The organism is Paenibacillus violae (genome assembly GCF_032461945.1).
GTDB lineage: Bacteria > Bacillota > Bacilli > Paenibacillales > NBRC-103111 > Paenibacillus_E > Paenibacillus_E violae.
This window is the reverse complement of record NZ_JAWCUD010000001.1, coordinates 1,150,586-1,174,984: the sequence shown is the minus strand read 5'-3', so window position 1 is coordinate 1,174,984 and position 24,399 is coordinate 1,150,586. Positions and strand designations below refer to the sequence as shown.

Annotated in this window: 21 protein-coding genes; 4 read left to right on the top strand and 17 right to left on the bottom strand. The window is 46.7% G+C overall.

Annotated elements, in window-relative coordinates; translation table 11 throughout:
• Positions 1–12 precede the first annotated feature (12 nt).
• Entirely contained in the window at positions 13–1,542 is a 1,530-nt protein-coding gene (locus tag RQP52_RS05290; protein ID WP_315949905.1) for an extracellular solute-binding protein, read from the bottom strand.
• 23 nt (positions 1,543–1,565) lie between these two features.
• Complete coding sequence (locus RQP52_RS05285) at positions 1,566–2,717, bottom strand: SGNH/GDSL hydrolase family protein (protein WP_315949904.1); 1,152 nt, start codon at positions 2,715–2,717, stop codon at positions 1,566–1,568.
• A 163-nt stretch (positions 2,718–2,880) separates the two neighbouring features.
• Here RQP52_RS05285 and RQP52_RS05280 point away from each other — a divergent pair, with 163 nt between their 5' ends.
• From RQP52_RS05280 to RQP52_RS05270, 3 genes are all read left to right on the top strand, one after another.
• Positions 2,881–4,455, top strand: a complete 1,575-nt coding sequence (locus RQP52_RS05280; RefSeq protein ID WP_379172252.1) for an FAD-dependent oxidoreductase — start codon at positions 2,881–2,883, stop codon at positions 4,453–4,455.
• Between the two features lie 38 nt (positions 4,456–4,493).
• Complete coding sequence (locus RQP52_RS05275; RefSeq protein WP_315949900.1) at positions 4,494–5,552, top strand: Gfo/Idh/MocA family protein; 1,059 nt, start codon at positions 4,494–4,496, stop codon at positions 5,550–5,552.
• A 94-nt stretch (positions 5,553–5,646) separates the two neighbouring features.
• Entirely contained in the window at positions 5,647–5,808 is a 162-nt protein-coding gene (locus RQP52_RS05270) for a hypothetical protein (RefSeq protein ID WP_315949899.1), read from the top strand.
• 118 nt (positions 5,809–5,926) lie between these two features.
• Here the strand turns inward: RQP52_RS05270 and RQP52_RS05265 are convergent, their stop codons facing one another.
• The 12 genes from RQP52_RS05265 to RQP52_RS05210 all read right to left on the bottom strand — a co-directional run bounded on the left by RQP52_RS05265 (position 5,927) and on the right by RQP52_RS05210 (position 20,235).
• Positions 5,927–6,763 carry a Gfo/Idh/MocA family oxidoreductase gene (locus RQP52_RS05265; protein WP_315949897.1) on the bottom strand — a complete coding sequence of 279 codons (837 nt, stop codon included), beginning with the start codon at positions 6,761–6,763 and terminating at the stop codon, positions 5,927–5,929.
• Between the two features lie 59 nt (positions 6,764–6,822).
• Positions 6,823–8,349 carry a type 2 periplasmic-binding domain-containing protein gene (locus tag RQP52_RS05260; RefSeq protein ID WP_315949895.1) on the bottom strand — a complete coding sequence of 509 codons (1,527 nt, stop codon included), beginning with the start codon at positions 8,347–8,349 and terminating at the stop codon, positions 6,823–6,825.
• 116 nt (positions 8,350–8,465) lie between these two features.
• Positions 8,466–9,380, bottom strand: coding sequence for a carbohydrate ABC transporter permease (locus RQP52_RS05255; RefSeq protein ID WP_315950390.1), 915 nt, complete (start codon positions 9,378–9,380; stop codon positions 8,466–8,468).
• 27 nt (positions 9,381–9,407) lie between these two features.
• Positions 9,408–10,346: an ABC transporter permease gene (locus RQP52_RS05250; protein WP_315950389.1), complete on the bottom strand. Its 939-nt coding sequence runs from the start codon at positions 10,344–10,346 to the stop codon at positions 9,408–9,410.
• Between the two features lie 218 nt (positions 10,347–10,564).
• On the bottom strand, positions 10,565–12,163 hold the full coding sequence (locus RQP52_RS05245; protein ID WP_315949893.1) for a response regulator transcription factor: 1,599 nt from the start codon (positions 12,161–12,163) through the stop codon (positions 10,565–10,567).
• 140 nt (positions 12,164–12,303) lie between these two features.
• Positions 12,304–12,663, bottom strand: a complete 360-nt coding sequence (locus RQP52_RS05240) for a Rieske (2Fe-2S) protein (RefSeq protein ID WP_315949892.1) — start codon at positions 12,661–12,663, stop codon at positions 12,304–12,306.
• Positions 12,664–12,678: 15 nt separating this feature from the next.
• Complete coding sequence (locus tag RQP52_RS05235) at positions 12,679–13,734, bottom strand: amidohydrolase family protein (protein WP_315949891.1); 1,056 nt, start codon at positions 13,732–13,734, stop codon at positions 12,679–12,681.
• A gap of 64 nt (positions 13,735–13,798) precedes the next feature.
• Positions 13,799–15,364 carry an extracellular solute-binding protein gene (locus RQP52_RS05230; protein ID WP_315949889.1) on the bottom strand — a complete coding sequence of 522 codons (1,566 nt, stop codon included), beginning with the start codon at positions 15,362–15,364 and terminating at the stop codon, positions 13,799–13,801.
• Positions 15,365–15,442: 78 nt separating this feature from the next.
• The gene (locus RQP52_RS05225; protein WP_315949888.1) at positions 15,443–16,303 is read right to left on the bottom strand and encodes a carbohydrate ABC transporter permease; all 861 of its coding nucleotides are present in this window, start codon (positions 16,301–16,303) and stop codon (positions 15,443–15,445) included.
• Positions 16,304–16,316: 13 nt separating this feature from the next.
• On the bottom strand, positions 16,317–17,237 hold the full coding sequence (locus RQP52_RS05220; RefSeq protein ID WP_315949886.1) for an ABC transporter permease: 921 nt from the start codon (positions 17,235–17,237) through the stop codon (positions 16,317–16,319).
• 186 nt (positions 17,238–17,423) lie between these two features.
• Positions 17,424–19,601 (bottom strand): helix-turn-helix domain-containing protein, encoded by a 2,178-nt coding sequence (locus tag RQP52_RS05215; RefSeq protein WP_315949884.1) that lies wholly within the window; start codon positions 19,599–19,601, stop codon positions 17,424–17,426.
• Positions 19,602–19,815: 214 nt separating this feature from the next.
• Positions 19,816–20,235, bottom strand: coding sequence for a GTP pyrophosphokinase (locus RQP52_RS05210; protein ID WP_315949883.1), 420 nt, complete (start codon positions 20,233–20,235; stop codon positions 19,816–19,818).
• A 218-nt stretch (positions 20,236–20,453) separates the two neighbouring features.
• On the opposite strand from RQP52_RS05210, the gene RQP52_RS05205 reads away from it, so the two are divergent.
• On the top strand, positions 20,454–21,434 hold the full coding sequence (locus RQP52_RS05205) for an aldo/keto reductase (RefSeq protein ID WP_315949882.1): 981 nt from the start codon (positions 20,454–20,456) through the stop codon (positions 21,432–21,434).
• A gap of 170 nt (positions 21,435–21,604) precedes the next feature.
• On the opposite strand, the gene RQP52_RS05200 is transcribed toward RQP52_RS05205, so the two are convergent.
• Genes RQP52_RS05200 through RQP52_RS05190 form a run of 3 tightly spaced genes read right to left on the bottom strand, consistent with a single transcriptional unit; the run spans position 21,605 to position 24,306 of the window.
• On the bottom strand, positions 21,605–22,606 hold the full coding sequence (locus RQP52_RS05200; protein ID WP_315949881.1) for a phosphotransferase enzyme family protein: 1,002 nt from the start codon (positions 22,604–22,606) through the stop codon (positions 21,605–21,607).
• Between the two features lie 9 nt (positions 22,607–22,615).
• The gene (locus tag RQP52_RS05195; protein WP_315949880.1) at positions 22,616–23,467 is read right to left on the bottom strand and encodes an AraC family transcriptional regulator; all 852 of its coding nucleotides are present in this window, start codon (positions 23,465–23,467) and stop codon (positions 22,616–22,618) included.
• Positions 23,468–23,523: 56 nt separating this feature from the next.
• Positions 23,524–24,306 (bottom strand): phytanoyl-CoA dioxygenase family protein, encoded by a 783-nt coding sequence (locus tag RQP52_RS05190; protein ID WP_315949879.1) that lies wholly within the window; start codon positions 24,304–24,306, stop codon positions 23,524–23,526.
• Positions 24,307–24,399: the final 93 nt, after the last annotated feature.

Genomic DNA, 24,399 nt, shown 5'->3' with positions numbered 1-24,399 from the left:
ATTGGTACCAGGTCATTTTCCCGGCTGCTTCCCGGTATCCCGCCACCATTCGTTCACTTCCCCGGTAATCTCATCACCGCCGGCTTCCTTCCATTTTTTCACAAAATTATCGAATTCCTCTATGGGACTCATGCCCGCGATCATGCGCGTGAATGTTTCTTCCTGCAGCTTGGAAAGCTTCACTTGATGCTTGCCCATTGCGGGGGTAGGCGGCCCATTAAAGCGATTTTCCATGAGATTGCCTTCAATCTGCTGCAAATTTTCATACAGCTTGAACGGTTCGCCCAGCGCTTTCAACCGATCCCGGGTCATCTCCGGTTCGACCGTATCCGCCAGAGCTCCATAAATCCCCCTATAACCTTGCTTGATATGCTCATCAAATCGAATGGACAGCTTGCCGCCTGCTTTTGTCCAAACCTCATTTTCAAACCCAAGCTTCAAATTTTGCTGACCTGGACCTGCAATGAAATCAAGAAATTTGACCACGGATTCTGCCTGTTTGCTCTTAAGAGGCACAACATTGTAGGAACGGACGTTAGAAGTGCTGTATACCCCGTGTTTACCGCTGCGTCCAATGGGAAAATCAAGCGGAATCCATTCCGCTTTCGGATCATTCTTACGGTTTGCCGCAATAAGCGAACGGGTATCTGACCAAGCCGCTGAGTAGAGGCCGACCTTTCCGGAAGCGATCTTTTCGCCAAGGACATCGATTTTGTTCAAAGGAAATTCCGGGTCTAGAATATCCTGTTCATACAAACTGTGCAGGTAGGCGAGCGCTTCTTTCATTTCGGGCATAATGCCCGAGTAAACCAGTTTGCCGTCTCTTTCGTACCAAGCGTTCATTTGAACCCCGAAGGCCCCCAGAAAGGGTGAGGTTCTCCCTAATCGCTCCAAGATGGAAAGTCCGTACGTGTCCTTCTGACCATTGCCGTCCGGATCCATTTCTGCAAAAGCTTTCATCACAGTCGTATACTCCTGCAGGGTCCGCGGGGGACGAAGACCAAGCTTGTCCAGCCAATCCTTCCTGGTGTAAATAAGCTCCGTCCCTTTCACCTCATTCAGGCTCGGAATTGCATAAATTTTGCCGTCCACGGTTACGTTATCCCAGGCTTCTTTGGGGATTTTCGCTTTCAGGTTCGCGCCGTACTTATCAATGTAGTCGTTCAGAGGTGTCAGCGCTTTTTGATTGACAAAATTAATAAACCAAGAGGGACTGCTTGTATTAAGCAAATCTGGCGGCTCCCCGGACGTCATCATGACGTTCAACTTCTCATCATACCCATTCAACGGGGGCAATGTGACACCCACTTGAACTCCCGTATTTTTCTCGATGTAGGATAGGTACGGATTGTTGTTTTCATCCATGCCTTCCGGGAAAATCACACCCAGACTGTTTACCACAATTCGGATGGCGGAAGTTGTATCCTTTTGACCAGCTTCCGCACCTTCCTTATTATCTGCTTGAACGCTGCAGCCAGAGGCGGTGAAACAAGTGACTATCGCGAGAGCAACGAGACCGGACGATTTCGATCTTAGTTTCATTCAACCACCCCTTCAAGCAAACGTTATCCTAGAATCTGCCTTAGAATCGGCGTCAACCCGTCGGCCATCCGAAGAAAGCCAAGATCAGTCGGATGAGAACCATCTACTGTACATTCTTGTGCGTGCTCCCCTAAAAGCAGAGAACCGTCGCAGAAATAAATGTTGGCGTCATTTCTCTCACGCCGCTCCTCCACGGCCTGTCTGGAAATCTGTTTGCGGTCCGCCCGATCCTTCGCCATCTGAACATCAAAATACTCTTTCCCATGCGTAATCCGGGATATCACCAAGATGGGTGTTAAAGGGTGCTTCTCACGATAAATCGATATAAAATTCGGCAGCGTTTGCTGCAGCAGCTCCGTGGATACACAGTTAGCCTCGTAGTCCAAGATCAGACAAGCCGGATCTAGGATTTCCGCCAATAGATGGGCTAACTCGGGCTCGCCTTTCCCGTTTCCAGAAAACCCTAGATTGAGGAATTCCATATTGAAACGGCGCGATAAAATGTTCGTGTAGGACATCCCCGGGCGCGAGGCGCAGGCTCCTTGGGTGATGGAGGTTCCGTACACGATGATTTTTTGATTATTCTCATACGCAGGAGGCTGTGTAATCAGTGCTTCCGGATCCAAACCGATCCAGACCTCATCTACTCCTTGGTACAATGGAAAATTCAGTGTAATAACCCGTTGTTCCCGACTCATATCTGTAAATAATACGCTTTCATATTCCGTCAGCTGATGATTGTATTTTGTCGTCCCGTAATAAATTTGCTCGCCAGGACCGCCGATATAGCAATCAAATCCGCATTGTCCAGTAGCCGGCATATGATACATATCCGCAGCCCCGGTCAGCTTTACCTTGACGGAAAGTGAGACCGCGTCTGTTGTAAAGCGAATTTGGCCGCCGGTCGTGCAGTTGGCCAGCAAATCAACCGCTAGCGGCAGCTTCCACGCTGGTGCTGATGGAAGTCGGCGATACCGCCGCTCTTCTTCCAACCAGCCGAAGCCAGCTACTTGAAAAGGTTTCTCCATCGGAGAGTGCCATTGAAGTCTATTGTCACTAGTCTCAATCTGCATATTCGTATCAAGTTGTACAGCGTTAACGGTTTTTTTATCGCTCATCCGGATAACGACCCCTTTTCGTCCACTGATAAATGCTTCTGTAAAAATTTTCGTCATCTAGACGTTGAATCCTTTTTTTCAATACATCAAAGGTTATTAAAGTACCAAAAGAAGTCATGGTCCTCTGCTGTGGCTATTTTCCCGCTGTAATACAATGAGAATAGCCTGTGCAGCCGCTGCGCAAACAGGAGAAAAGGAGGGATCTTTGTTGACTAACAAGATCAATACATCATACACCGCCGATATTGTCATAATCGGTGGCGGTACCGGCGGATGTGCCGCTGCGCTTGCTGCTGCCAAATCCGGGAAATCGGTGATTTTAACCGAAGAGACCGATTGGATCGGGGGGCAATTGACAAGCCAAGCCGTCCCCCCCGATGAACATCGATGGATTGAGCAATTTGGCTGTACGCGTACATACCGCGAGTTTCGCAATGAAGTTCGCGACTATTATCGACGCCATTTCCCGCTTACCGAAGAGGCACGATCCCGCATTCATTTGAACCCGGGTAACGGCGGCGTTTCCCGGCTGTGCCACGAGCCGCGAACCGCATTAGCCGTCCTGCAAGCGATGTTAGCTCCTTATGTTCACAGCGGCAGGTTGCAGATCCTATACCGATATCAAGTACAGGCTGTTTCCGTTGACGGAGATGACATTCAATTCGTTAGGATGAAGAATTTGCAGACAGATGAAGTTAGTGAACTAACTGCCGCTTACTATCTGGATGCGACAGAATGTGGAGATGTTCTGCCGCTTGCCGGAGCGGAGTATGTGACAGGAGCGGAATCATTCAACCAAACGGGCGAGCCCCATGCCGTTAAGGGCGATGCGCTCCCTCAGGATATGCAGGGCTTCACCTACTGTTTTGCCATGGACTATATCGAAGGTGAAGATCATACGATTGAGCGACCTGAACGCTACGATTTTTGGCGTACGTACAAAGCCGACTTCTGGCCAGATCGCTTGCTCAGTTGGACGGGCGTCCGGCCACATACGCTTGAAGCTGTCGACTACGAACTATTCGAGGGTACGGAGCGTTACTCCCTCTTCTACTATCGTCGAATCATCGACGCTGCTCAGTTTGAGGAAGGGACTTATCCCGGGAGCATCACGCTGGTAAACTGGCCACAAAACGATTACTGGCTGGGCTCCGTCATTGATGTGAGCGAAAGTGAACGGCAGCGCCACCTGTGGGATGCCAAGCAGCTCAGCCTCTCCCTTCTCTATTGGCTGCAGACGGAAGCTCCCCGCCCTGACGGCGGCACAGGTTATCCGGGGCTGCGGCTGCGTAAAGACGTCGTCGGTACGGATGACGGGCTAGCGATGTATCCCTATATGCGGGAATCCCGCCGGATTAAAGCCGAATTTACCGTGCTGGAGCAGCATGTAAGTACGGATTGCCGCGCAGATGGCCAAGCAGAGCAGTTCCACGACTCCGTCGGAATTGGCTGTTATCGCATCGACTTGCATCCAAGCACAGGCAATCGGCATTATATCGATATTTCCTCCCTTCCGTTCCAGATTCCACTGGGCAGTCTGATCCCTATTCGGATGAATAATCTGCTGCCCGCCTGCAAAAATCTTGGCGTTACCCATATCACCAACGGCTGCTATCGTCTCCATCCCGTCGAATGGAATATTGGGGAAGCCGCGGGTTTTTTAGCTAGTCGTTGTATCGATCGCAAGCTGAAGCCACGGGACATTCGGAACCAAGAATCCGAGCTTCGGGAATTTCAACGCATGTTGGTAAGCTTCGGAATTGAGCTGGAGTGGCCGACTATGCATGCTGTATAGACTTACCAAATATATCCAAAGATGAGGTGCTTTTTACGATGAGCAAATTACAAGTCGCTGTAATCGGAGCTGGCTCCATTTCTGAAATGCATTTAAGATCTTATCAGGGCAATCCGGATGTTGAGCTATACGCCATCTGCGATTTGAATGAAGAGCGCGCAAAAGCGAAAGCCGAGAAATATGGCATTAACCGTGTGTTCACGGATTATAAAGAGCTACTTGCTGACTCGGCTATAGATGCGGTAAGCATTTGCACGTGGAACAACAGCCATGCTCCTATTTCCATCGCTGCGCTTGAGGCAGGCAAACATGTGCTCACGGAGAAACCGCTCTGCAAAACTGTGGAAGAAGCGTTAGCTGTTGAAAAAGCGGTTCATCGTTCCGGAAAAACGCTGCAGGTTGGTTTTGTCCGCAGATATGCTTCGAATACCGGTATCGTCAAATCTTTTCTGGATCATGGAGAATTAGGTGAGATTTATTATGCCAAAGCTTCCTGTATCCGCCGTCTGGGCAACCCGGGCGGTTGGTTCTCCGACGTGGAACGTTCAGGCGGCGGGCCGCTTATTGATGTCGGCGTTCATGTGATTGATCTTTGTTGGTATCTTATGGGACGGCCGAAGGTCAAATCCGTTTCCGGTAACACGTATAACAAGCTTGGCAATCGTGCCAACGTGAAAAACCTCGCTTTCTATAAAGCGGCCGATTATGACTCCACCCACAATACCGTTGAGGATATGGCAAATGCGTTAATTCGTTTCGAAAATGGAGCTTCCATTCTTGTTGATGTCAGCTTCACGCTTCACGCCAAGGAAGATGAGCTTACGGTTAAACTTTACGGCGAGAAAGGAGGCGCAGAATTGGAGCCTGAGCTGTCTATCGTGACTGAGAAATACGATACGATTTTAAACCTGACACCGCAGATCAATAATCTCTCCTTCGATTTTGTCGCCGGTTTCCAGCAAGAAATTAATTACTTCGTTGAAGTATGCCAAGGTAAAAAGGAAACTCTTTCGCCTGTGCAGGACGGCGTTGAGATGATGAAAATTCTTTGCGGCATCTATGAATCCAGCAGATTAGGAAAAGAAATAAGCTTCTAGGCAAAGGAAAGAAGTGATGAGAAGGTCAACCTGGAATTAGAGAGAGAATTGGATGAAATTCCATCCGGAGAGCCTGAATAAAGGTTGAATAAACGTGAAAAAGCATCCGTATCCTCCTGCCGGGAGGGAGTTGGATGCTTTTTTTGACGGGGAACGCCGCCAGGAATTTGTGAAGGGAACTGGCGGTCTCTATTTCGAGGAAAACGAGCTTTTTCCTCTCGGAGCGGAACTACAGGGTCTTATCTCGGCTCCCTAGCATGCTTTTTCAGTAAAACCGTGGAAATAGCGGATCGTAGTTCCTCCTACTCGTGGAAAATGTTCGTTTTCACCGAAATAGTGCCCTGTAGTTCCCACTGGACGAGTATTTCCGCTCACTACGGCAAATCCACCCACTGAACCGGTAATGCCGCAGCCTTTTTGCCATATTCCAAAATAACAGCGATGGCAATCGTTTCCTCACGTGGAACGGCAGGAACTCCCGTTTCAAAAAAACGGACAAGATTCGCAATAAATGCCCCGAAAAAATTGGAATCAATTTTCAGAAATTGCGACTCCCCCTGCTCGGATCGCAAGGCCATGCTGAACGGACAGTTAGGCCCATAATGGTTGATAGTAGCCTGGCGTCCATCTGTGAACCCAATGACTAGTGACGGCGCGTTCGGCGTGCCCGTCCACATCACACGTTGCACATCCGTTCCCATGAGCGCAACGATTGGCTCAACCTGGTGAATCGCATAGGTTTCAAAGCTCCCAGGACCCAAAGCGCAAATGGACTCAATTCCCTCCATGTTAAGCTCCGTATACTCCGCAGCAAACCGCAACGCCGAAGTCGAATACATTGGCGTCCCATGCTGCTCTGCGAGCTCAAACATCCGGATGGCGGCAGCCCTGTCCGGGGCAAAGGTTTTGTCGACGTAGGTCGGCTTGCCTGATTGAAGAGGAAGCTGCGAAAGCTCCTCATGGAACTCGGAATGATCCGGTGACAGCACGATCAAATAATCACTTTGCTCGACGACGGCTTCAATGGAATCGAGCAGCTGAATGCCTTTTTTCTCGCACCAAGCCGCATTGCTCAGTTTGCCTTCGAGATTTGTCATACCGTAGGCATAGGTGACTTTCATTCTGCCTTCGGATGCGGTTTCTATCCACTCCGGATATTTCTCCGCATGCCATTCATCCAAATAATAATCAATAAATCCGATTTTTTTCATCTCTTGTCACTCCTTCCAGAAATAAACCCCCGTGGAAGAACCACAGGGGATGCCTCTTCTTACTTCTTGTTCGCTGCGTACCATTCATTGGCCGCTTTCGTCATATCGTCGCCGCCGTCGGCTTTCCACTGAGCCAAGAATTTATCATAGTTTTCAAGCGGTTCAGCACCCGTGATGTACTTCAGGAAGGTGTCTTCCATCAGCTTTTGCAGCTTCTGGCTATTTTTGCCGATAGCCTCAAGCGGTGGTGCAAAGGCAAGGGGATCAACGACCATATTCCCTTTTGCAGCTTCTTGATTTTTATTAAACGCATCCGTCAAAATGGGATCTTTGCGCACGCGTGCTTGCCAGTAGATCGGATAGTTTTTCTCATCTACACCAGTCAGGAACGAAGAAGCGTTGTTGTATTGATCATTAAAAATCGGAAGAATCGGGTAATAGTTTCCATTTTCTACTTTATAATGAACGCCTTCTTTGCCAATACTCGCTTCTTTATGAATATCTTTGTCCAACTTCAAATCCAAATATTTGATGATCTCATCTTTCTTCTCCGCCCACTTCGGAATTCCTACGTAAAAGCTGATTCCTGCACTAGCCATGACTTGAACTTTGCCGTCGTCCCCCTTGAGGTAAGGCAGACTGGCAATTTTGGCGTTCGGCGAATTTTTAAGCAAAGCGTTTTGAACCGTTGGCGCATTAAAATAACCATTTGAAATGATCGCTGTCTTACCGCTTGTAAAATTTTCGATGACTTTATTCGCTTGGTTAAGCGACCATTCTTGGTCGATCAATTTCTCGGAGTAAAGTTTTTTCATGAACTCCAAATATTTTTTCATATTCGGATTTTCAACGGTATTCACGAGCTTTCCATTTATATCCTGCCAACCCGTTGTTACCGTTGATTGTATCATGGTTAGACCGAAGGTCGGTAGTACTTCAGGAAGCAGCGGGCTTTTACCACCTGACATGGCCATGACATTTTTCTTTTCTTTAATCGTTTTCATCACATTGTACAGTTCATCGCGCGTCGTTGGCGGCTTAAGTCCCAGCTCATCCATCCAATCTTGTCGTATGATTAGCGCCGAATTAACGACCGTTCCTGATCCCGTTTGCGGGATACCGTAAATTTTGCCGTTTAGCTTAGCCCCGTTCCACGAATTTTGGGAAATCACATTTTTCATATTGGTCCCGTATTTGTTGACCAGCTCATCAATTGGTTCCAAGGCGCCTGAGGAAGCCAGTTTTGAATACTGTGGACCCGTGAGCAGCATGAACGCATATTGCTCTTTATTCGCCATAAGCAAATTCAGTTTGTCGTCTGGATTTTCAACCGGCAGCATGTCATACGTGACTTTGTAGCCTGTTTTCTCATTCAGGAACTTCGCCACAACTTCCGCGTTTGGATCAAATCGCGCGTATTGCAGAAGCGCTTTGAATTCTGGCTTGGCTGCATTGGCACTTGCGGTTGTGGCAGGAGCCCCAGAAGTAGATGGTGTCGCCGTACCGGACGAAGCCCCTCCTCCACATGCGGCCAAAGACGCCGCCAAAGTTGTGATCGACAGTACAGTTAAACATTTTTTTAACATGCATGTGCCTCCCTTTTATTCATATCTCAAACAATGCCTTCTCCCCTGCAAAATGAAAGGTCCCCTCGACTTGCCCACCACCACCCTTCGAGTAGTTCCAGCTAGCCTTGCGGCATTTAACCTTTAACTGAACCAACCAGCACGCCTTTAACAAAATATTTCTGTAAAAAAGGATAAACGATCACGATGGGAAGCGTAGCCAGAATAATCGATGCGGCTTGAATCGATTGCGGTGATACATTCAGCGAGGCATCCACATTGGTACGCAGAAATGCATCCGTGGAAGAGACGAAAAGTTCTTTTAAATACAGCTGGAGTGGTTTCATATCGGCTGAATTGATATAAATCAAGGAAGTAAAATAATCGTTCCAGTAAGTAACCGCATAGAACAAACCGATCGTCGCAAGCACGGGCAGCGATAACGGCAAAATAATGCGCCAAAGAATCGTCATATTGCTGGCACCGTCAATTTTCGCGGATTCCTCCAGGCTGTCGGGCAAGCCCTCGAAATAATTTTTGATAATCAGCATGTTATACACGTTAATCATATATGGCAGAAAGAGCACTGGTAGTTTATCGATTAAATGTAGGGTGTGCATGAGCAAATAGGTTGGGATCAAACCGCCACTGAACAGCATCGTGAATAAATAGAGGAGGATAAAAAACTTACGGCCCCTCAGCCTTGGCTTCGAGAGCGGATATGCGGCCAGCGTTGTCATGAATAAGGAAAGCAGAGATCCTATCAACGTCACCGTGATTGAAATCGTGAATGCGTTAAGAAACATCGCGTTGCTGGCAACATACCGGTAGGTCCCTATTTGAAAATCGATGGGATATAGAGATACCATGCCCGAAACAACGGCTGCCTCACTGCTGAGCGATTTCGCGATCAGATTAACAAATGGAAATATCGTCGAAAGTCCTAATAAGATAAAGAACACATAGTTGAGTACGGTAAACACTTTTTCGCTTAGAGAAGTGCGGATTGCGCTTGTAGCTTTGGTGACCGGTGATTTCAAAGAATGATTCATTTGCATGACTTGCCTCCTTTCTTCCGTTTACCAAATCCCACGTCCAAAAAACTTTCGAGCCAAATGATTTCCGGTAAGTATTAAAATAAAGGCAACCACTGATTCAAACACGCCGACAGCAGTTGAAAAACTGTAATCCTGCTCACCCAAACCGACCCGGTATACATAGGTGCCTATCACATCAGCTACGTTGTATACGCTCGGGTTGTACAAAACGAGAACTTGTTCCGTCCCTGCTTCCAAAACATAACTAAGGCGGAGGATAAACATCAGCAAGATGATAGGCAGCAAACCGGGAAGTGTAATATGGAGGATTTGCTTCCACCTGTTGGCGCCATCGATTTTCGCTGATTCATAGAGTCCCGGGTCGATGCTGGCAAGAGCAGCCAAGTAGATAATCGTATTCCAGCCCGTCTCCTTCCAACCTGCGGAGGACACCAGAACAGAACGGAAGATATGGCTGTCCAGAAAAAAACGAACGGGTTCGCCGCCCATAGCGACGATCATTTTATTGACGATTCCGCCATTGGTGGAAAGTAAATCGATGAACAAGCCGCTAACAATAACCCATGAGAGGAAATGCGGCAAATAAATAACCGTTTGGACACTTCGCTTGAACGCCATATTCTTTAATTCATTGAGAAGGATGGCGATAACGATCGGAAGCGGAAAAAGAAAGACGATTTTATAAATCGAGATGGCTAACGTATTCTGAAATACCTGCAAGAAGCTATCGGAGGACAACAATTTCTCGAAATGCTTCCATCCCACCCAAGGACTTGCGGCCATGCCTTCAAAAATATTGAAATCCTTGAAAGCAATGATAATCCCGTACATCGGCGTGTATTTAAAAATCAGCAGAAATGCGATACCTGGAATTAGAGCCAGATATAGATCCCAATCCTTTCGGATATCGATCCACAATTGCCGTGCATAGCTCTTTTTTGCGTTATTTGATGTAAGCATGACGGTATCCTCCGTTGCGGTAGTTTCTCTCAAGCTGCCCGCTCCTTCTTGTCTGTCAGTTATAGATTTAGTGTATCATCCGCCGATTTATTGCGAATTAGAGTAATATTACTTGTTTTGGTACTTTCAGTACTTCTCGATCGAGTCACGGCTTCACAAGTGGAACAAAAAAACCTCCTCCGATAAAGGAGAAGGTTCTATTCAGAAATGAAGAGGAATCATGAACGAATTTCCCCAGGGGTTACCCCCCAATATTTACGGAATACTCTTGTAAAATAACTCACATCCCGGTACCCTACGGCCGCAGCTGCATCATAAACGCGAACGCCTTCTTGCAGCGTAGCCTTTGCCCGTTCCATTTTTCTTTCCATCACATAGGTCGAAAAGGCCTTCCCGGTTTCCTGCTTGAACAAACGGCTTAAATAAGAGGAATTGACATACAGCCGATCAGCTACGGCATGCAGCGTCATCTCCTGATCGATTTCATTTTCCACGAGGCTTAAAATCGTTTTGATCATATCATGGCTTGTTGATTTTCGACGTTCTCTGGCATAGGTTAAATAAGCTTTGATCATTCTTTGCAGCCAAATTAAAATTTGCTCTTTGACCATCAGCTCCCGGTGATTGTGGAAATAAACATAATCTTCTCCTGCGACCTCCCGTACGGACCATCCCTGCTTTTGAATCATACGTACAAAAAGGCTTTCGAAATATAAAATATGCTCATGAATTTCCTCGATGGTTTCCGCTTTGGCCATGCCTCCCTCCCATAGTGCAGAGAGCATATCAGCCGCCTTATTCTCCTCTCCCGTTTCAAGAGCGATCTCCAGCGCTTTCTCCAAATTCGGCTGCAGCACGAACTCCGGCTCTCTTCCTTGTACTTCCTGATAGGGGATAGCGAGATCGTGACCCAGCATAATCCGATTCTGCAGCGCCCGTACAGCTTGTACGTACAGCTTATTCAGATCCTCGCAACCGCCTATCGTCCCGCTAATTCCCGCGCTCGCCGTAAGTCTGAGGCAGCTTAGGACGGTAAAAAGCAGCTTCTCCGTCAACACATTTATCCTTTGCAGGGCTTCCTTCGGGGCTTCATCCCCTGATAGCTTATACACGACAACCGTATAACCCGCATAATCCGACACAACCCAGCAAGGAGTAGACTGCAAATATTCCTGCACAATGCTTCCCAGTGAAAATTGGAGCAAGGACATATCTTTTCTGCTGAATCGGGTTTCCGTGTCCGGCAGCGGGTCCATATCGACAACAGCCACTGCAAATTGCGCGCCCTTCAGCATATTCATTTGAAGATACTTGCTTCGCTGTTCAATCTCCCACAACTCGAATTTACCTTTCAGCCATCCTTGCAAAAAGTCGTTCACCAAATAAGGAAGATGCTGCTCCCATCTCTGTTTCAGCTCATCCTCGTTATGGCGCTGTTCCAGTTCTGATCTCAGCTTCTCGGCCGCTTCGAGTACCGTCTCCAAAATTTCTTCGTCGCCAGCCGGTTTCAGCAAGTATTTCATGACTCCTATGGAAAGCGCCTCCTGCGCATAAGCGAAATCATCATGCCCGCTTAGCACGATGATCTTCAACAAAGGATCGCTCTGACGAAGCTGTTTCGCCAAAGTTAACCCATCCATCTCCGGCATCTGCAGATCGAGCAGAATGATTTCCGGCTTTTTACGGTCGATGAACCGCAGCGCTTCCACTCCGTTCCCTGCTTGCCCAACGACTTCAATCCCATGTTTGTCCCATGGAATGTTATTGGCCAGCGCATTTCTGAGGCGAACTTCGTCTTCCACAATTAATAAATTCATGAGATGGACTCCTTTATGGATACGATTTGTATGGAACTTCATTCGCTTCATGTGCTTGCTTTTCCTGCGAAAATCTTTGGATAAAAAAAAGGACCGAAAAGGCTGCTTCAGCCCTCTCCGATCCCTTATCTTCACGATTATTACGTTCTTTGCAATTGAACGCCGATTCTGCCGTCAAGTACGCTGACTTCGAACGTCTTCAACCAAATCTTCTCGCTGAACAGCGACTTGCCGGTTCGGATATCGAATTCCCAGCCATGCCAAGGGCAGCGCAAGATCTCCCCTTTTTTACCATACTCATATTCGTAGACGTCTGAAGGGAGCGTCGTTCCAGAGACGAGTCCGGCACACATGGGCGCACCTTGGTGCGGACAATAATTATTGATCGCGTAAAAGGCACCTTTAATCCGGTAAACACCGATACTTTTTCCCTCGATGGTGACGACGGCGTGCCCTCCTTCGGGAACTTCGTCTACATCAAGCACATAATGTACCGTCATAAGCTCCTCCATCCATTACAGGTTATATAAGCTTTTGGCGTTTTCATAAAAAATTTTCCTCTTGGCTTCGGGCTTTAATCTTCGCAGTATCATATCGGGTGAATCGAAATCCCAATGCGGATAATCGCTTGAATAGAGGATCATATTCTCTGCATCGATCATATTGAATAAATCAATCAAGTGCTGCGGATTGTCCGGCTCCTCGATGGGCTGCGTCGTCAAATAGCAATGCTCACGGATGTATTGACTCGGCATCTTCTTAAGCCATGGGACTGTGGAGCGCAGCGCTTTATAGTTCTTATCCAGCCTCCACATCAGATGCGGCAGCCAGGCAATGCCACCCTCGGTCAACACGACTTTCAGTCGAGGGAATTTCTCGAATACCCCTTCGCAGACCATCGACACGAGATGAGCCATGAACATTTGAGATAGACACGTATGCCACTCAATGTAACGGGAAGGATATCCAGCCGCCGTAGGCGCTGTTGAACCACCACCGCCCTCCGCTCCGGGATGCAGCGCGATAGGTAGACCATTGCGTTCAGCCGCCTCATAAATCGGATGAAACTGCCGTTGGCCGAGTGGCGCGCGCGCCGCACTGGAAATCATCACTTCGACGAAGTCGGGATGTCCTCCCATACGGTCTATCTCTCTTGCAGCGAGATATGGATCCTGCGTAGCGACAGCCAAAGCGCCCTTAAACGCCTTATGCTTGCCAAGCCACTCAGCGGCCAAATAATCATTATAGGCTGAGCAGATTACCGCTGCATAATCCGCATCATGCGTCGTTGAAATGTTATACACAACGCCTGTTAATATGCAGTATTCGACGTTATAGCCTTCCAGCAGCTGTTTGATCATCAGATCCGGGTCAGAGCCCGCTTTACCCCCGCCCGGCGGAATGGCGTCTTTCTTCATGACGCCAACCGGCGAGTAGTAACCGGAACCGGAATATCCGATTCCGGTAGCTGCAACGCGTGAGCGCCAAGGCTCAGCCAAGTACGGCAGCAAATCGGAATCGTTCTGCTCGTTGTGGACATCCACATCAATGACCTTCATCTTTTCGGCCATCCATCATCCCTCCATTTCGGAGGCCCGTTCTGGGTGAATGAGCCTCCTTGCAGTAACAGTGCTATTATTTTTTGCCGTATGTGCGCGTGTAAGAAGCATTGTACATATTCAGCAGTTCGTCGGCGCCCAGCTTTTTCGTTTGATCAATAAATTCTTGCCACGTTTTATCGTTGATCGGTGTTTTACCGGACACGAATTCAGTCAGCTTTTGTTCCAAATACTTGTTCAAATTGTTCAGCTTCGATTTTTCCAGCTCCAACTCTTCACTGGTTTTAACAATCTGTTTCGGTGCTGGGATAATAACCGGTTCATATAGTTTGTTAATCGCTTTGCTCTTATCGCTTAAACCGCTTTCCCATACCGCGCGGGATTTGGCATTGTCCAGCGTAATCATGTCATACCAGACGCCCCAATCTTTCCGCAGTGTTGTAAATGGCGACGCACCGAAATCCTTGTTATACACAGGCACGCCGTTTGACTTCGTATAGGTTTTGCCCTCGATTCCCAGGGATAGATAATTCGAACCTTCTTCACTGAGCAGGTAATCAAGGAATTGAACGGCTCTGTCTTTATCTTTGACCTTGGCGGAAATCGCGCGACCCGTGGCACCTACAACAGAACGCGAGAACTGATAGTTCTTAATTCCGTTGGCAGCGAACTGCGGAATCGCATCCAGCGTGTAATCGGCAATTCCTGCTTTACGTCCTTTATCCATAAGCGTCTCTAGATCGGCCTTCCAGAAGAAGGTAACCAACGATTTGCCCTTAAGAATCCGTTCCTCCCACTGCGCTTGCGTGATCATCGAGAATTCAGGATCCAGCAATTTTTCGTTATACAGTTTGTTGAGGAAAATCAAAGAGTCCTTATACCCTTTGTGGTAAGGTGCAAAAGCATATTTATCCGTAGCCGGATCAACGTTATAGAAGCCGTGAATGCCTGTGAAGGCTCTGCCGAATGTCGTGAATAACCCTGTATCGCCTGTAATTGCGTTATTGATCAATGGGTATGTATCCGGCTGTTTTTCTTTCAAAGTTTTCAGGAACTGGTAAAATTCTTCCACCGAGGTCGGCGCTTTCAAACCGTATTTATCCATAATGTCCTTACGCGTATACCAAATAAAGTTGAACCCTTTGCCTTCGGCATCGCCCTCGATAACCGGCACGGTGTAAATTCCTCCGTCGGCTCCCGTTGCAACAGCCTTAGCTTCCGGATATTTATCGAAAAACGCCTTCATATTCGGGGCTTTATCCATGTAATCCTTCAGATTCAGAAACACTTTATCCGGCCCATGCTGTCTGCCTTCCAATGTATCTACCTGAATGAAGTCAGTAACCGCATTGGTCGCGATCATAATCTGTTTCTTCTCTTTCAGACCTTCCTGACTGACCACTTGAAACTCCACTTTCACGCCGGTTTTTGCTTCGATTTCTTTGAATATTTCCCAATCTTGACGTACTTTCCCTTCGGGACGGTCATAAGCCAGCCAGGAAAAGGTGATCGGCTTCTTGGACTCTTCTGCTTTTTTGCCATCCCCGGATACGGGCATATCTTTTGACCCACTCGTACAACCTGCGACCAAGCTGGAAAGCATAACGGCTGATACTGCTGCTGCAACTGTTCTTTTTTTCATGAAAAAACCTCCCCAATGTGTTTAAAAGGCTGTTTGAAAAACGTCATTACTAGCTATAGTCGCATTCGCATTCCGATCTTACCCTTTAATACCGCCGATCATCGTACCCTGAACGAAATATTTCTGGATGAACGGATACACACACAGGATCGGGAGCGTAGCCATCATAATGATGGCGTACTTCATAGTTTGCAGCAGACTCATATCGCCTTCTCCCTGAATCGTCGTTCCTGCTACTAGGATGTTGCGCAGCATAATTTGCAGTGGATACATAGAGCGGTCGTTCAAGTAAATGAGGGCATCGAAGAAAGCGTTCCACTGGTTTACAGCTGTGAATAGTCCGATTGTTGCCATCACTGGCATCGATAGCGGCATAACAACTCGCAAAAGCACCTGCAGAGAGGAACAGCCGTCAATCGTTGCGGCATCTTCCAACTCTTCCGGCAAAGCTTCAAAAAACGTCCGCATGATGAATAAATACCATGTGCTGATCATCGAAGGCAGAACGATGGCCCAGATGGAATTCAACATGCCCAGCTTTTGCACAACGAGAAACGTGGGGATCATGCCTCCGCTGAACAGCAGCGTGAATGCCGCCAACATCAAGATCAATTTGCGTCCGGGCAGCCATTTCTTCGCTAACGGGTAAGCCATAGCTGCCGTTGTAATCAACGTCAGAATGACATGAACGACTGTGTAACGGATCGTATTCCAGTAGCTGATCCATAGATCTGAATTTGCTGCCAACTGTTTGTAGGCGACCAGCGTTACTTTTTTGGGTAAAAGCAGGACATCACCGCTTGAAACCAGCGCATTGTCGCTTATCGAAGCACTAAACACATAGACAAGCGGATAAATCATTACAATCATAAGAAGGATCATAACGGCGTAATTCAATGTGTCAAAAATGACGGAGGCTGTTGACTGTTTAATTTTCAATAGCGTTCCTCCTTTACCACAAGCTTGTCTCTGAGTGTTTTCTAGCGATGCGGTTTGCGCCGATAACTAGGATGAGACCGATGACAGACTGGAATAACCCTACTGCTGTTGCGAAGCTGAAGTCCGCATCCAGTATCCCGCGCCGATAGACGAAAGTGTTAATCACATCGGAGGTTTCGTAGTTCATGGAGTTGTATAACAGCAAGATTTTCTGAAACCCCGTTTCCATAAAATGACCTAATGTCAGAACGAACAAAATAATCATCACGGGAACCATACCGATGAAGGTGATATGGCGCATCTGGTGATAACGGTTCGCTCCATCCATTTTCGCCGCCTCATACAATGTCGGATCGATCCCGGCGATCGCCGCCAAATAAAGAATCGTTCCCCACCCGATTTTTTGCCAGATTTCCGAGGAGACATAGATCGCTCTGAACCATTCAGGCAGCCCGAGGAATAGAATCGGCTCCATGCCAAATACCTTCACCAGCAAGAAATTAACGATGCCGGTTTGCGGCGACAGAAACGTGACAAGAATTCCCGCTATAACGACCGTTGATAAAAAGTGCGGCATATAGCTGATGCTTTGTGCGATGCGTTTAAACATTTTATTCTTTAATTCGTGAAACAAGATGGCCAGAATGATCGGCGCCGGGAAATGAAACAGCAAGTCATACACATTTAACATAATGGTGTTGCGAATCAGTTTCCATGAATCCGGATTGACATAAAAAAATTCAATAAAGTGTTTAAACCCTACAAATTTACTGCCCAAAATTCCTCTGCCGATCGAATAATCCTGAAAGGCAATGACGACCCCGTACATAGGCACATACTTGAAAATGATGTAGTATAAAATCCCCGGCAGCATTAACAAATATAGCGCTTTATGTTTCTTCAAAACGTACCACATTCCATTACGCTGCTGCATACTGCCTCCCCCCTCCTCCTTTCGGAAGTTGATGGCCTTACTATACAGAGAGCGGGGCATTCGCGTAAAGATCGCATAATTACCTTGTGTCTCTTTTTTTACAAGCCCGATTTTATGCGGTTTCTCGGCGGTTTCTCGGTGCTGGAAGAAAAAATAGAGACTTCGGAAAAAATGAAGTCTCCATCCTTAATGATGCATCGTGCGATATTTCGCCGGTGTGATGCCTTCGTATTTGCGAAAAGTTCGAATAAACGAATTACGGCCCCAGTAACCCACTTTCTCCGCGATGTCATCGATTTTCATATCAGTCTCCAGCAATAATTGCTTCGCTTTCATAAGCCTGTATTTGGCAATGTACTCCACATACTTCTCGCCCACCGCCTCTTTAAACGTTCGGCTGAAATGCCCGTTCGACATGTTGAGCAGCCCTGCAAAATATTCAATCGAAAGCTCCTCGTTATAATGCTCATGAATATAATCCAGAATCTCCGAAAACTGCTGTGTGCGCTGATCGGGTTCTTCCGTTCGGAATAAAACGCCATGAATGTCAGAGAAACATTGATCCAATTCATCCCACGTCATACAACTATGCAGCCGATCGTACAAGCCGGAAAAAAATGGCACATTAAAATCGTTGTGCTCGGTTTCTACCGCACGAATCCATGTATTCAGCACGTCCGTACTTAAATATTTGACCTGCATAGCGGTTGCTTGTTTAAGTTTCCCCTCCTCTAGCTTCTCACGCACTGACTCCAACAATCGCTCATATTCCTTGGTTTTGTGCTGATTGAAAATTCGGTTCACTTCCTGGACGGATAAAAAGCTTTCCCACTGCGTACGTTCCCCTACAAGCGGTCCGCGGCATATTTCCACATCGGCATCCAATCCACGATTCTGCAGGACAGCTAACGCTTGCTCATACGATTCATGCAGCTCTTCTGCGGCGTTCACGGTTTTCCCGATGCCGATCGTTGCTTTGAAATATTGGCTGTATGACTCCAGCACCAATTTCGTAATGTCCGCAGCCTCTTCCGCACCTAAATGCAGGAACGAATCATGGGTAACCACGCAGGCTAACACATCCGGTTTCGTTTGACATAGCCAGACCATGGATGGGGTGGATTTGCGAATCAATTCTTTGATCTCCACGAACATGAAAGACTTCGTCGTCTCCGACAGCCGGTCATACACCTCCGAGTTGTAGTGAAAAGCAATGCACAGCACCGTGCGCATAGCCTGCTTGTCATAGGTAAAATCAATTTCCTTCGCATAATAAGCGATGGACAGCTCGTCTTGATATTCCCCTTGCAAAATTTTGGTGATAAAAAGCTCCTGCATCAAGGGGAACATGCCGTTCATTCGCTGTGACAGCTCTTTATTTTCATTGGATATTTCTTGAATCGGCCGATACAACCGACGGCTTAAATAATACGACACAACGCTGCCCACAACGAGAAAAAAGACTAGAAATCCCCAGCTAATCAACCTTGTCATATAAGCGGGTTTCATCAAGGTACGAAGATCGGCGATGGTCACGTAATACCAAGCATCGTTGAACCGGGATTTCACAAGTGACATGGCGATTTCATCTGTGACAAGGAATTGAGATTCAATAACCTTCGAGCGCGTATGCTCCAGCACCGCTTTAACCTCTTTATCCGTCAGGCTGGTCTGATTCAAAATTTCGCCCTGGCTAGTAGCAATCGCCGTACCTGTGACCCACTTCTCAGGGATTGAAATTTGTTCTTTCAATTTGTCCTGATCAAAATGCACGACCAAATAAACTTCCGGAGTTTCCGTATTAAACGGATAACTCATAACGGCTGACATGCCGAGCGTACTCGAGTCTATGATATCCATCATTTTTTTACCTGTAAAATGGGCGAGATATTCAGCCTTCTGCTGCTCATCAAGCGGATAAGTCATCGTAAAGTAGTACGATTTGTCCGTATAAATGTCGACATCCGCTACCAGGTCATGATTGGCAAAATATAAAAAAACCTTAGACACCAATTTATCCGACTGAAGCTTCATTAACTGCTCTCTGAGGGCATGAAACTGATCCGAGCGCTGCTGATTTTCCCTTGAATCGTCAACAACCCTTAGCAGACCTGTTACATTAGATGAACTGAGCATGTTGATCATATTGGTTTTGAGTGAATCTAAGGCTGTATCGGTTTGCTTGGAAAAATGGCTGATCACGACATCATTGAGCTTTTCGGCATCTTTCTCAATCGTGCGGACGGCAAGCACATGAGCAAGGATACTGGCGACAATAACAGGAATCAAAATCACAATGAAATAGTTGGTGAAAAGCCGCCAAAAAAGGGCTAATCGGAACTTATGCACCTTAGAAATGGCCATCTCGATCGCCCCTCCCCTGTTAAGTTGTCATCCTTCTTTCCAATCATTAGAATGACTATTTGTTTTTATACTATTGAAAAAGAATTGGAGGGTCAATAGATTTTGAAACTTTATTTTATTGCACAAATAACATAGTGAATTTTTATTTCTTTTTACGACAAAAAAAGACAAAAAAAACACTCGCATTCCCAATGGAATGGAGTGCTCTGCGCATCTAAAACTTGAGCTCAGCTATCGCTTTTTTGTACCTATCAATTCTTGCATAATCAGCTTCTGAGGGCTGCGGAATTCGGCTCATATCGCAGTTATCTTCCAGATCCAGAAGCTTCACCTTCGAGGCAAGCGGGTTTAGTTTAATTCGTTTAATAAATCCTTCATAGCTTTCATCCGCTCTCCTAGTCAGGCAATCCAGAGCTGCAATGACGTTTGAACTAAATCCTTCGTTTTTCAGATCAAATAAGGTCATATTTGAATCCTCAACGACATCGTGTAAGACAGCTACAATGGATTCTTCCGTCGTTTTGGCTTTACTTGCTAATCGAATGGGATGCAAAATGTAAGGATTTCCGCCCTTATCAGTTTGACCGTCGTGCGCTTTGGCTGCTAGTAGAATTGCTTTTGTTAATGTACTCATTTCTACACCTTCATTCCGTAATAGGTAACTTTCCCATCATAGCATTATTGCTAAATTACGGCTACAAATAAGCGCTTACCTTTAAGTGAGTAGGTATCACAATGTCTACTAAATAAAAGAAAAGTGCGTACTTCTGCCCCCTCTGAGAATCTAGTATGATGGGAGTGGTGGATAAGAACAAGCTTTGCCCAACCTTAACTTTTGTGGAGGAGATTACGATGAAATATAGTTATTTGGGACGTTCAGGCTTAAAAGTAAGCCAATTGTGCTTGGGAACGATGAACTTCGGTGTAGATACCGATGAACAAGAAGCTTTTCGCATCATGGATGCTGCTCTAGATGCCGGAATCAACTTTTTTGATACAGCCAACATTTATGGATGGGGCGAAAATTCAGGCCGCACCGAGGAGATTATTGGCCGATGGTTCGCTCAAGGCGGCAATCGCCGTGAGAAGACCGTTATCGCCACCAAATTCTACGGTGATATGCATGACGCTAACGATGGACCGAACCGTGAAGGCGGGTTATCCGCTTATAAGCTACGTCGTCACCTGGACGCTTCCTTACGCCGTCTTCAAACCGATCATATCGAGTTGTACCAGATGCATCACGTAGATCGTAATGTATCTTGGGATGAGCTCTGGGAAGCTTTTCAAGTTCCTGTGTACCAAGGCAAAATCGGCTACGTGGGCTCCAGCAACTTCGCCGGGCGCGATCTGGTGAAATCGCAATATGAAGCCAAATCCCGTCATCTCCTTGGCCTTGTGTCGGAGCAGCATAAATACAGCTTACTTTGCAGATTGCCTGAGCTGGAAGTCCTTCCAGCCGCTGAAGAGCTGGGTATTGGCGTTATCGCTTGGAGTCCGCTCGATGGCGGTCTGCTCGGTGGTAACGCATTAAATCCAGTCACGGGCTCGAAGCGCGCGAGCAACCCTGAGCGTGTTGAAAAACATCGCGCCAAACTGGAAGCCTTCTCCGCATTATGCAAGGAACTCGGCGAGAGCGAAGCGAATGTAGCCTTGGCTTGGACCCTCGTTCATCCGGCCATGACGGCACCGATTATCGGACCTCGTACGTTGGAACAATTCGAAAATACGTTACGTGTGGTTGACATCCAACTCGATGAATCCACATTAAGCAAGTTGGATGAAATCTTCCCGGGACCCGGCGGAGATGCTCCACGGGCTTACGCCTGGTAATAAAATAAGGGCTGTCCCAAAGTCACCACTGACTGAGGGATAGCCTTTTTTTTTGAAACTATGCGACTGAATCTTTAAGTTAACGGTACATATTACCGCTAATTTGTGGAATTCCTCAGATAAATCTGGAATAGATAGCAATTTCCAGTTAATCCTCGCTCTGATGACCTTCACCCAACAATATAAGCTATCAGCATCCGCTCAATAGTTTTGCCATGCTCCATTAACCACGTATCTCTATGTATGAATTGATTCAAAATGTAGGTGAAGTTATGTTGGATGTCGATGCCCGCATAATGCTGGCCGATATAGATGTGCAGCACAGCGACATGATAGAGCTGAGTTAAATTCCGCAGTTGTTCAATCTCTTGCACGCTGTGCGTTTTATAAGCTGAATACCTTTTTACAAAAGCCTCCGCCATCTCAATTGAACCATTCGACATCTGTAAAAGATGATTCAAGCAAATCGCAAACTCCAGAAAGCTCGTATCCACCGATATAAAATCAAAATCCAATACGCTGCAAATGCGGTTGTTTTGAGCTAACAAATTAAATATTAACAAATCATGGTGAACAAGCTGAATAGGAAGTTTTTTTATCTCCCTGACACTGTTTTCCACGGATTCGACCTTGGCTCTATAAAAATTCAAGGAAGCTTCTGGAATATGAAACGATGGATTTTCGATAAAAGCGTCAACAGCGCTTTGATCCGCAAGCGGATGAAGATTGTAAAAATCCAAAAATGATATGCCTTGATAATCGAGCCCACTTCTATCGAATTGTTGGAGTCCCTGGCTCATTTCACCAACAACACGTCCGAATTCAGCAGCATCATGGACATTTGCAAGCACGTGATTCGTGCCTTCAAGAAAGACGACAACAGCGCCTAAGCTTCCGTCAGACAATCGAACATAATCGTCCCCACTTAAAGTTGGAAGAAATTCTGGCACTTGAAAAGTCAGCTCTCTGTTCACCAAAAATGATGTCGTCCTTGATTCCAACTCGATGCCCTCTACATGTTTCGTATGTCGATTATAGATACGGAGGACATATCTTCGGTCGTTTAACTTCACTATTTTTGTTAAATTGGTAAGTCCAAACGGAACGGCTTCCATCTCATAATCAGCTTCCTCAAAATAATAACGAACCAGCTCATCTAGTTGTTCCTGCATGAATTCACCTTAACCATACACATTTTCGAATTGTTTGTATCGGACAGACTCGCGATATTCCCCAGGAAGAACACCGTACTCTTTCTTAAATTGTTTGCATAAATAGGACGCATCCGTGAATCCACATTGCGCAGCAATAGATTCCAGCGTCTCTTCGCTCATTTCGAGCAGCTGCTTGGAACGCTTAAGACGCATATCTCGAAGCATTTGCATGGGGGTTAGTCCAAACTGCTGCTGAAACGCTCTGTCCATATAGTTCGCACTCAGACAAACTAGCGAAGCAAGTTCCTCTCTGGTCAGCTTCTCTTCCAGCCGCATGGACATTTGTCCAATTAACCGGGCGAAGCGATCGCCAGGTGAGCTGTATGCGCTTGAACGCTCCGGATTTCCTGCTTTTTCCCAACCGGTTAGAATCATTTCCGTTAGCTGCAGCATCGCAGTTGTGAGTTTCAAATCACGAAAAGACAGCTCCCGATTTCCCCAATCGGCAAGCAATTTGGTGAATACAGCCTCATAACGGCCAGGCTCAGGCAGGGTAATAACCGGTGAAACGCGATAGAGCATCAGGAGGTCGAATTGATGGGAACACAGAATGCTAACCTGCATCCATAAGTGAACACCGCCAACATTCGCATGCTCCGAAAAAGGCAGCCCAGGCGGATGAAGCATCACATCACCCGCTTTCGCCGTATGGGTTTCGCCTCCTGTGCCTGTCGTGACATGGCCGGTTTTCACATAACTAATGATCCAATTCGGAAAACTACGATTTTCCATGTGAAGCTTGACATACGGCGACCGATTCACGCTATGCAGCTGAACGGACCACGGTCCTTCTACCCATTCGGGCGGTTTCGTCGACATTGACAATCACCTCATATGTTCAACTTAACCGATTTCCCGTGTATTGCCTAGAATCACTAAGAACAATTCTCTCTAGTTACAAAACCTTCATACGCAGACTTCCCGTCTTTTGCAATCAGCGGTCCGTTCTTGAATAATTGACCAGTATTCGGGTTAAAAGATCCGTCCACCGAGTACTGCACCACATAACCTTTGCGTGTCTGCGTTTTGCTCAAGTTTGGCGTACTGCGATGGAAGAGCAAGGAATGGAAGACAACCATGCTGCCTTTTTTTAATTCAACCGGTATGCCTTTTTCTTCTCCAAAATAACAAACCCAGCCGAGATCTGTTTTCACATGCTCCACAAAACCATCCAAGTGCGTACGTGGCTGAACCCAGATACAGCCGTTATCCACCGTAGCGTCTTCAAGCGCTAGCCAACATGTGACATAGTGGATCGGCTCCGTCGGTACATATCCGTTATCTTGATGCCATGGAAAGTCTTTGTCTGCTTCCGGACGTTTGTACACGGACTGATCCCAGTACAGCTTGATGTCGGGTCCCAGTATTGTAGTCGTAATATCAACAAAACGCTGATCTGCAATAAATTGCTGCAGCTCTGCGCTTAGGAAATTCAAATTTGCAGTAAAATTAATTTGACCTGATCTGCTGATGAATTCCTTGCCTTTCGCGCGCAAGGCTTTCTCTGAGGCTTCGTCGAAGCCGTCAATGATACCGCAAATACGATCCATCTCTTCTTCTGAAAAGAGACTTTCAAAAATGATATAGCCTTGTTCCTGATAATGCTTCATCTGCTCAGATGTGATGTGGACCTGGTGACCTGTGTGGACGTTACGCATGGCGATTCGCTCCCCCAACAATGAGATTTACTTCCTATCCTCATTATCAAGCAGCGCTAAACCCTTAGCAATGAAGCGATTCCACCTCATCTG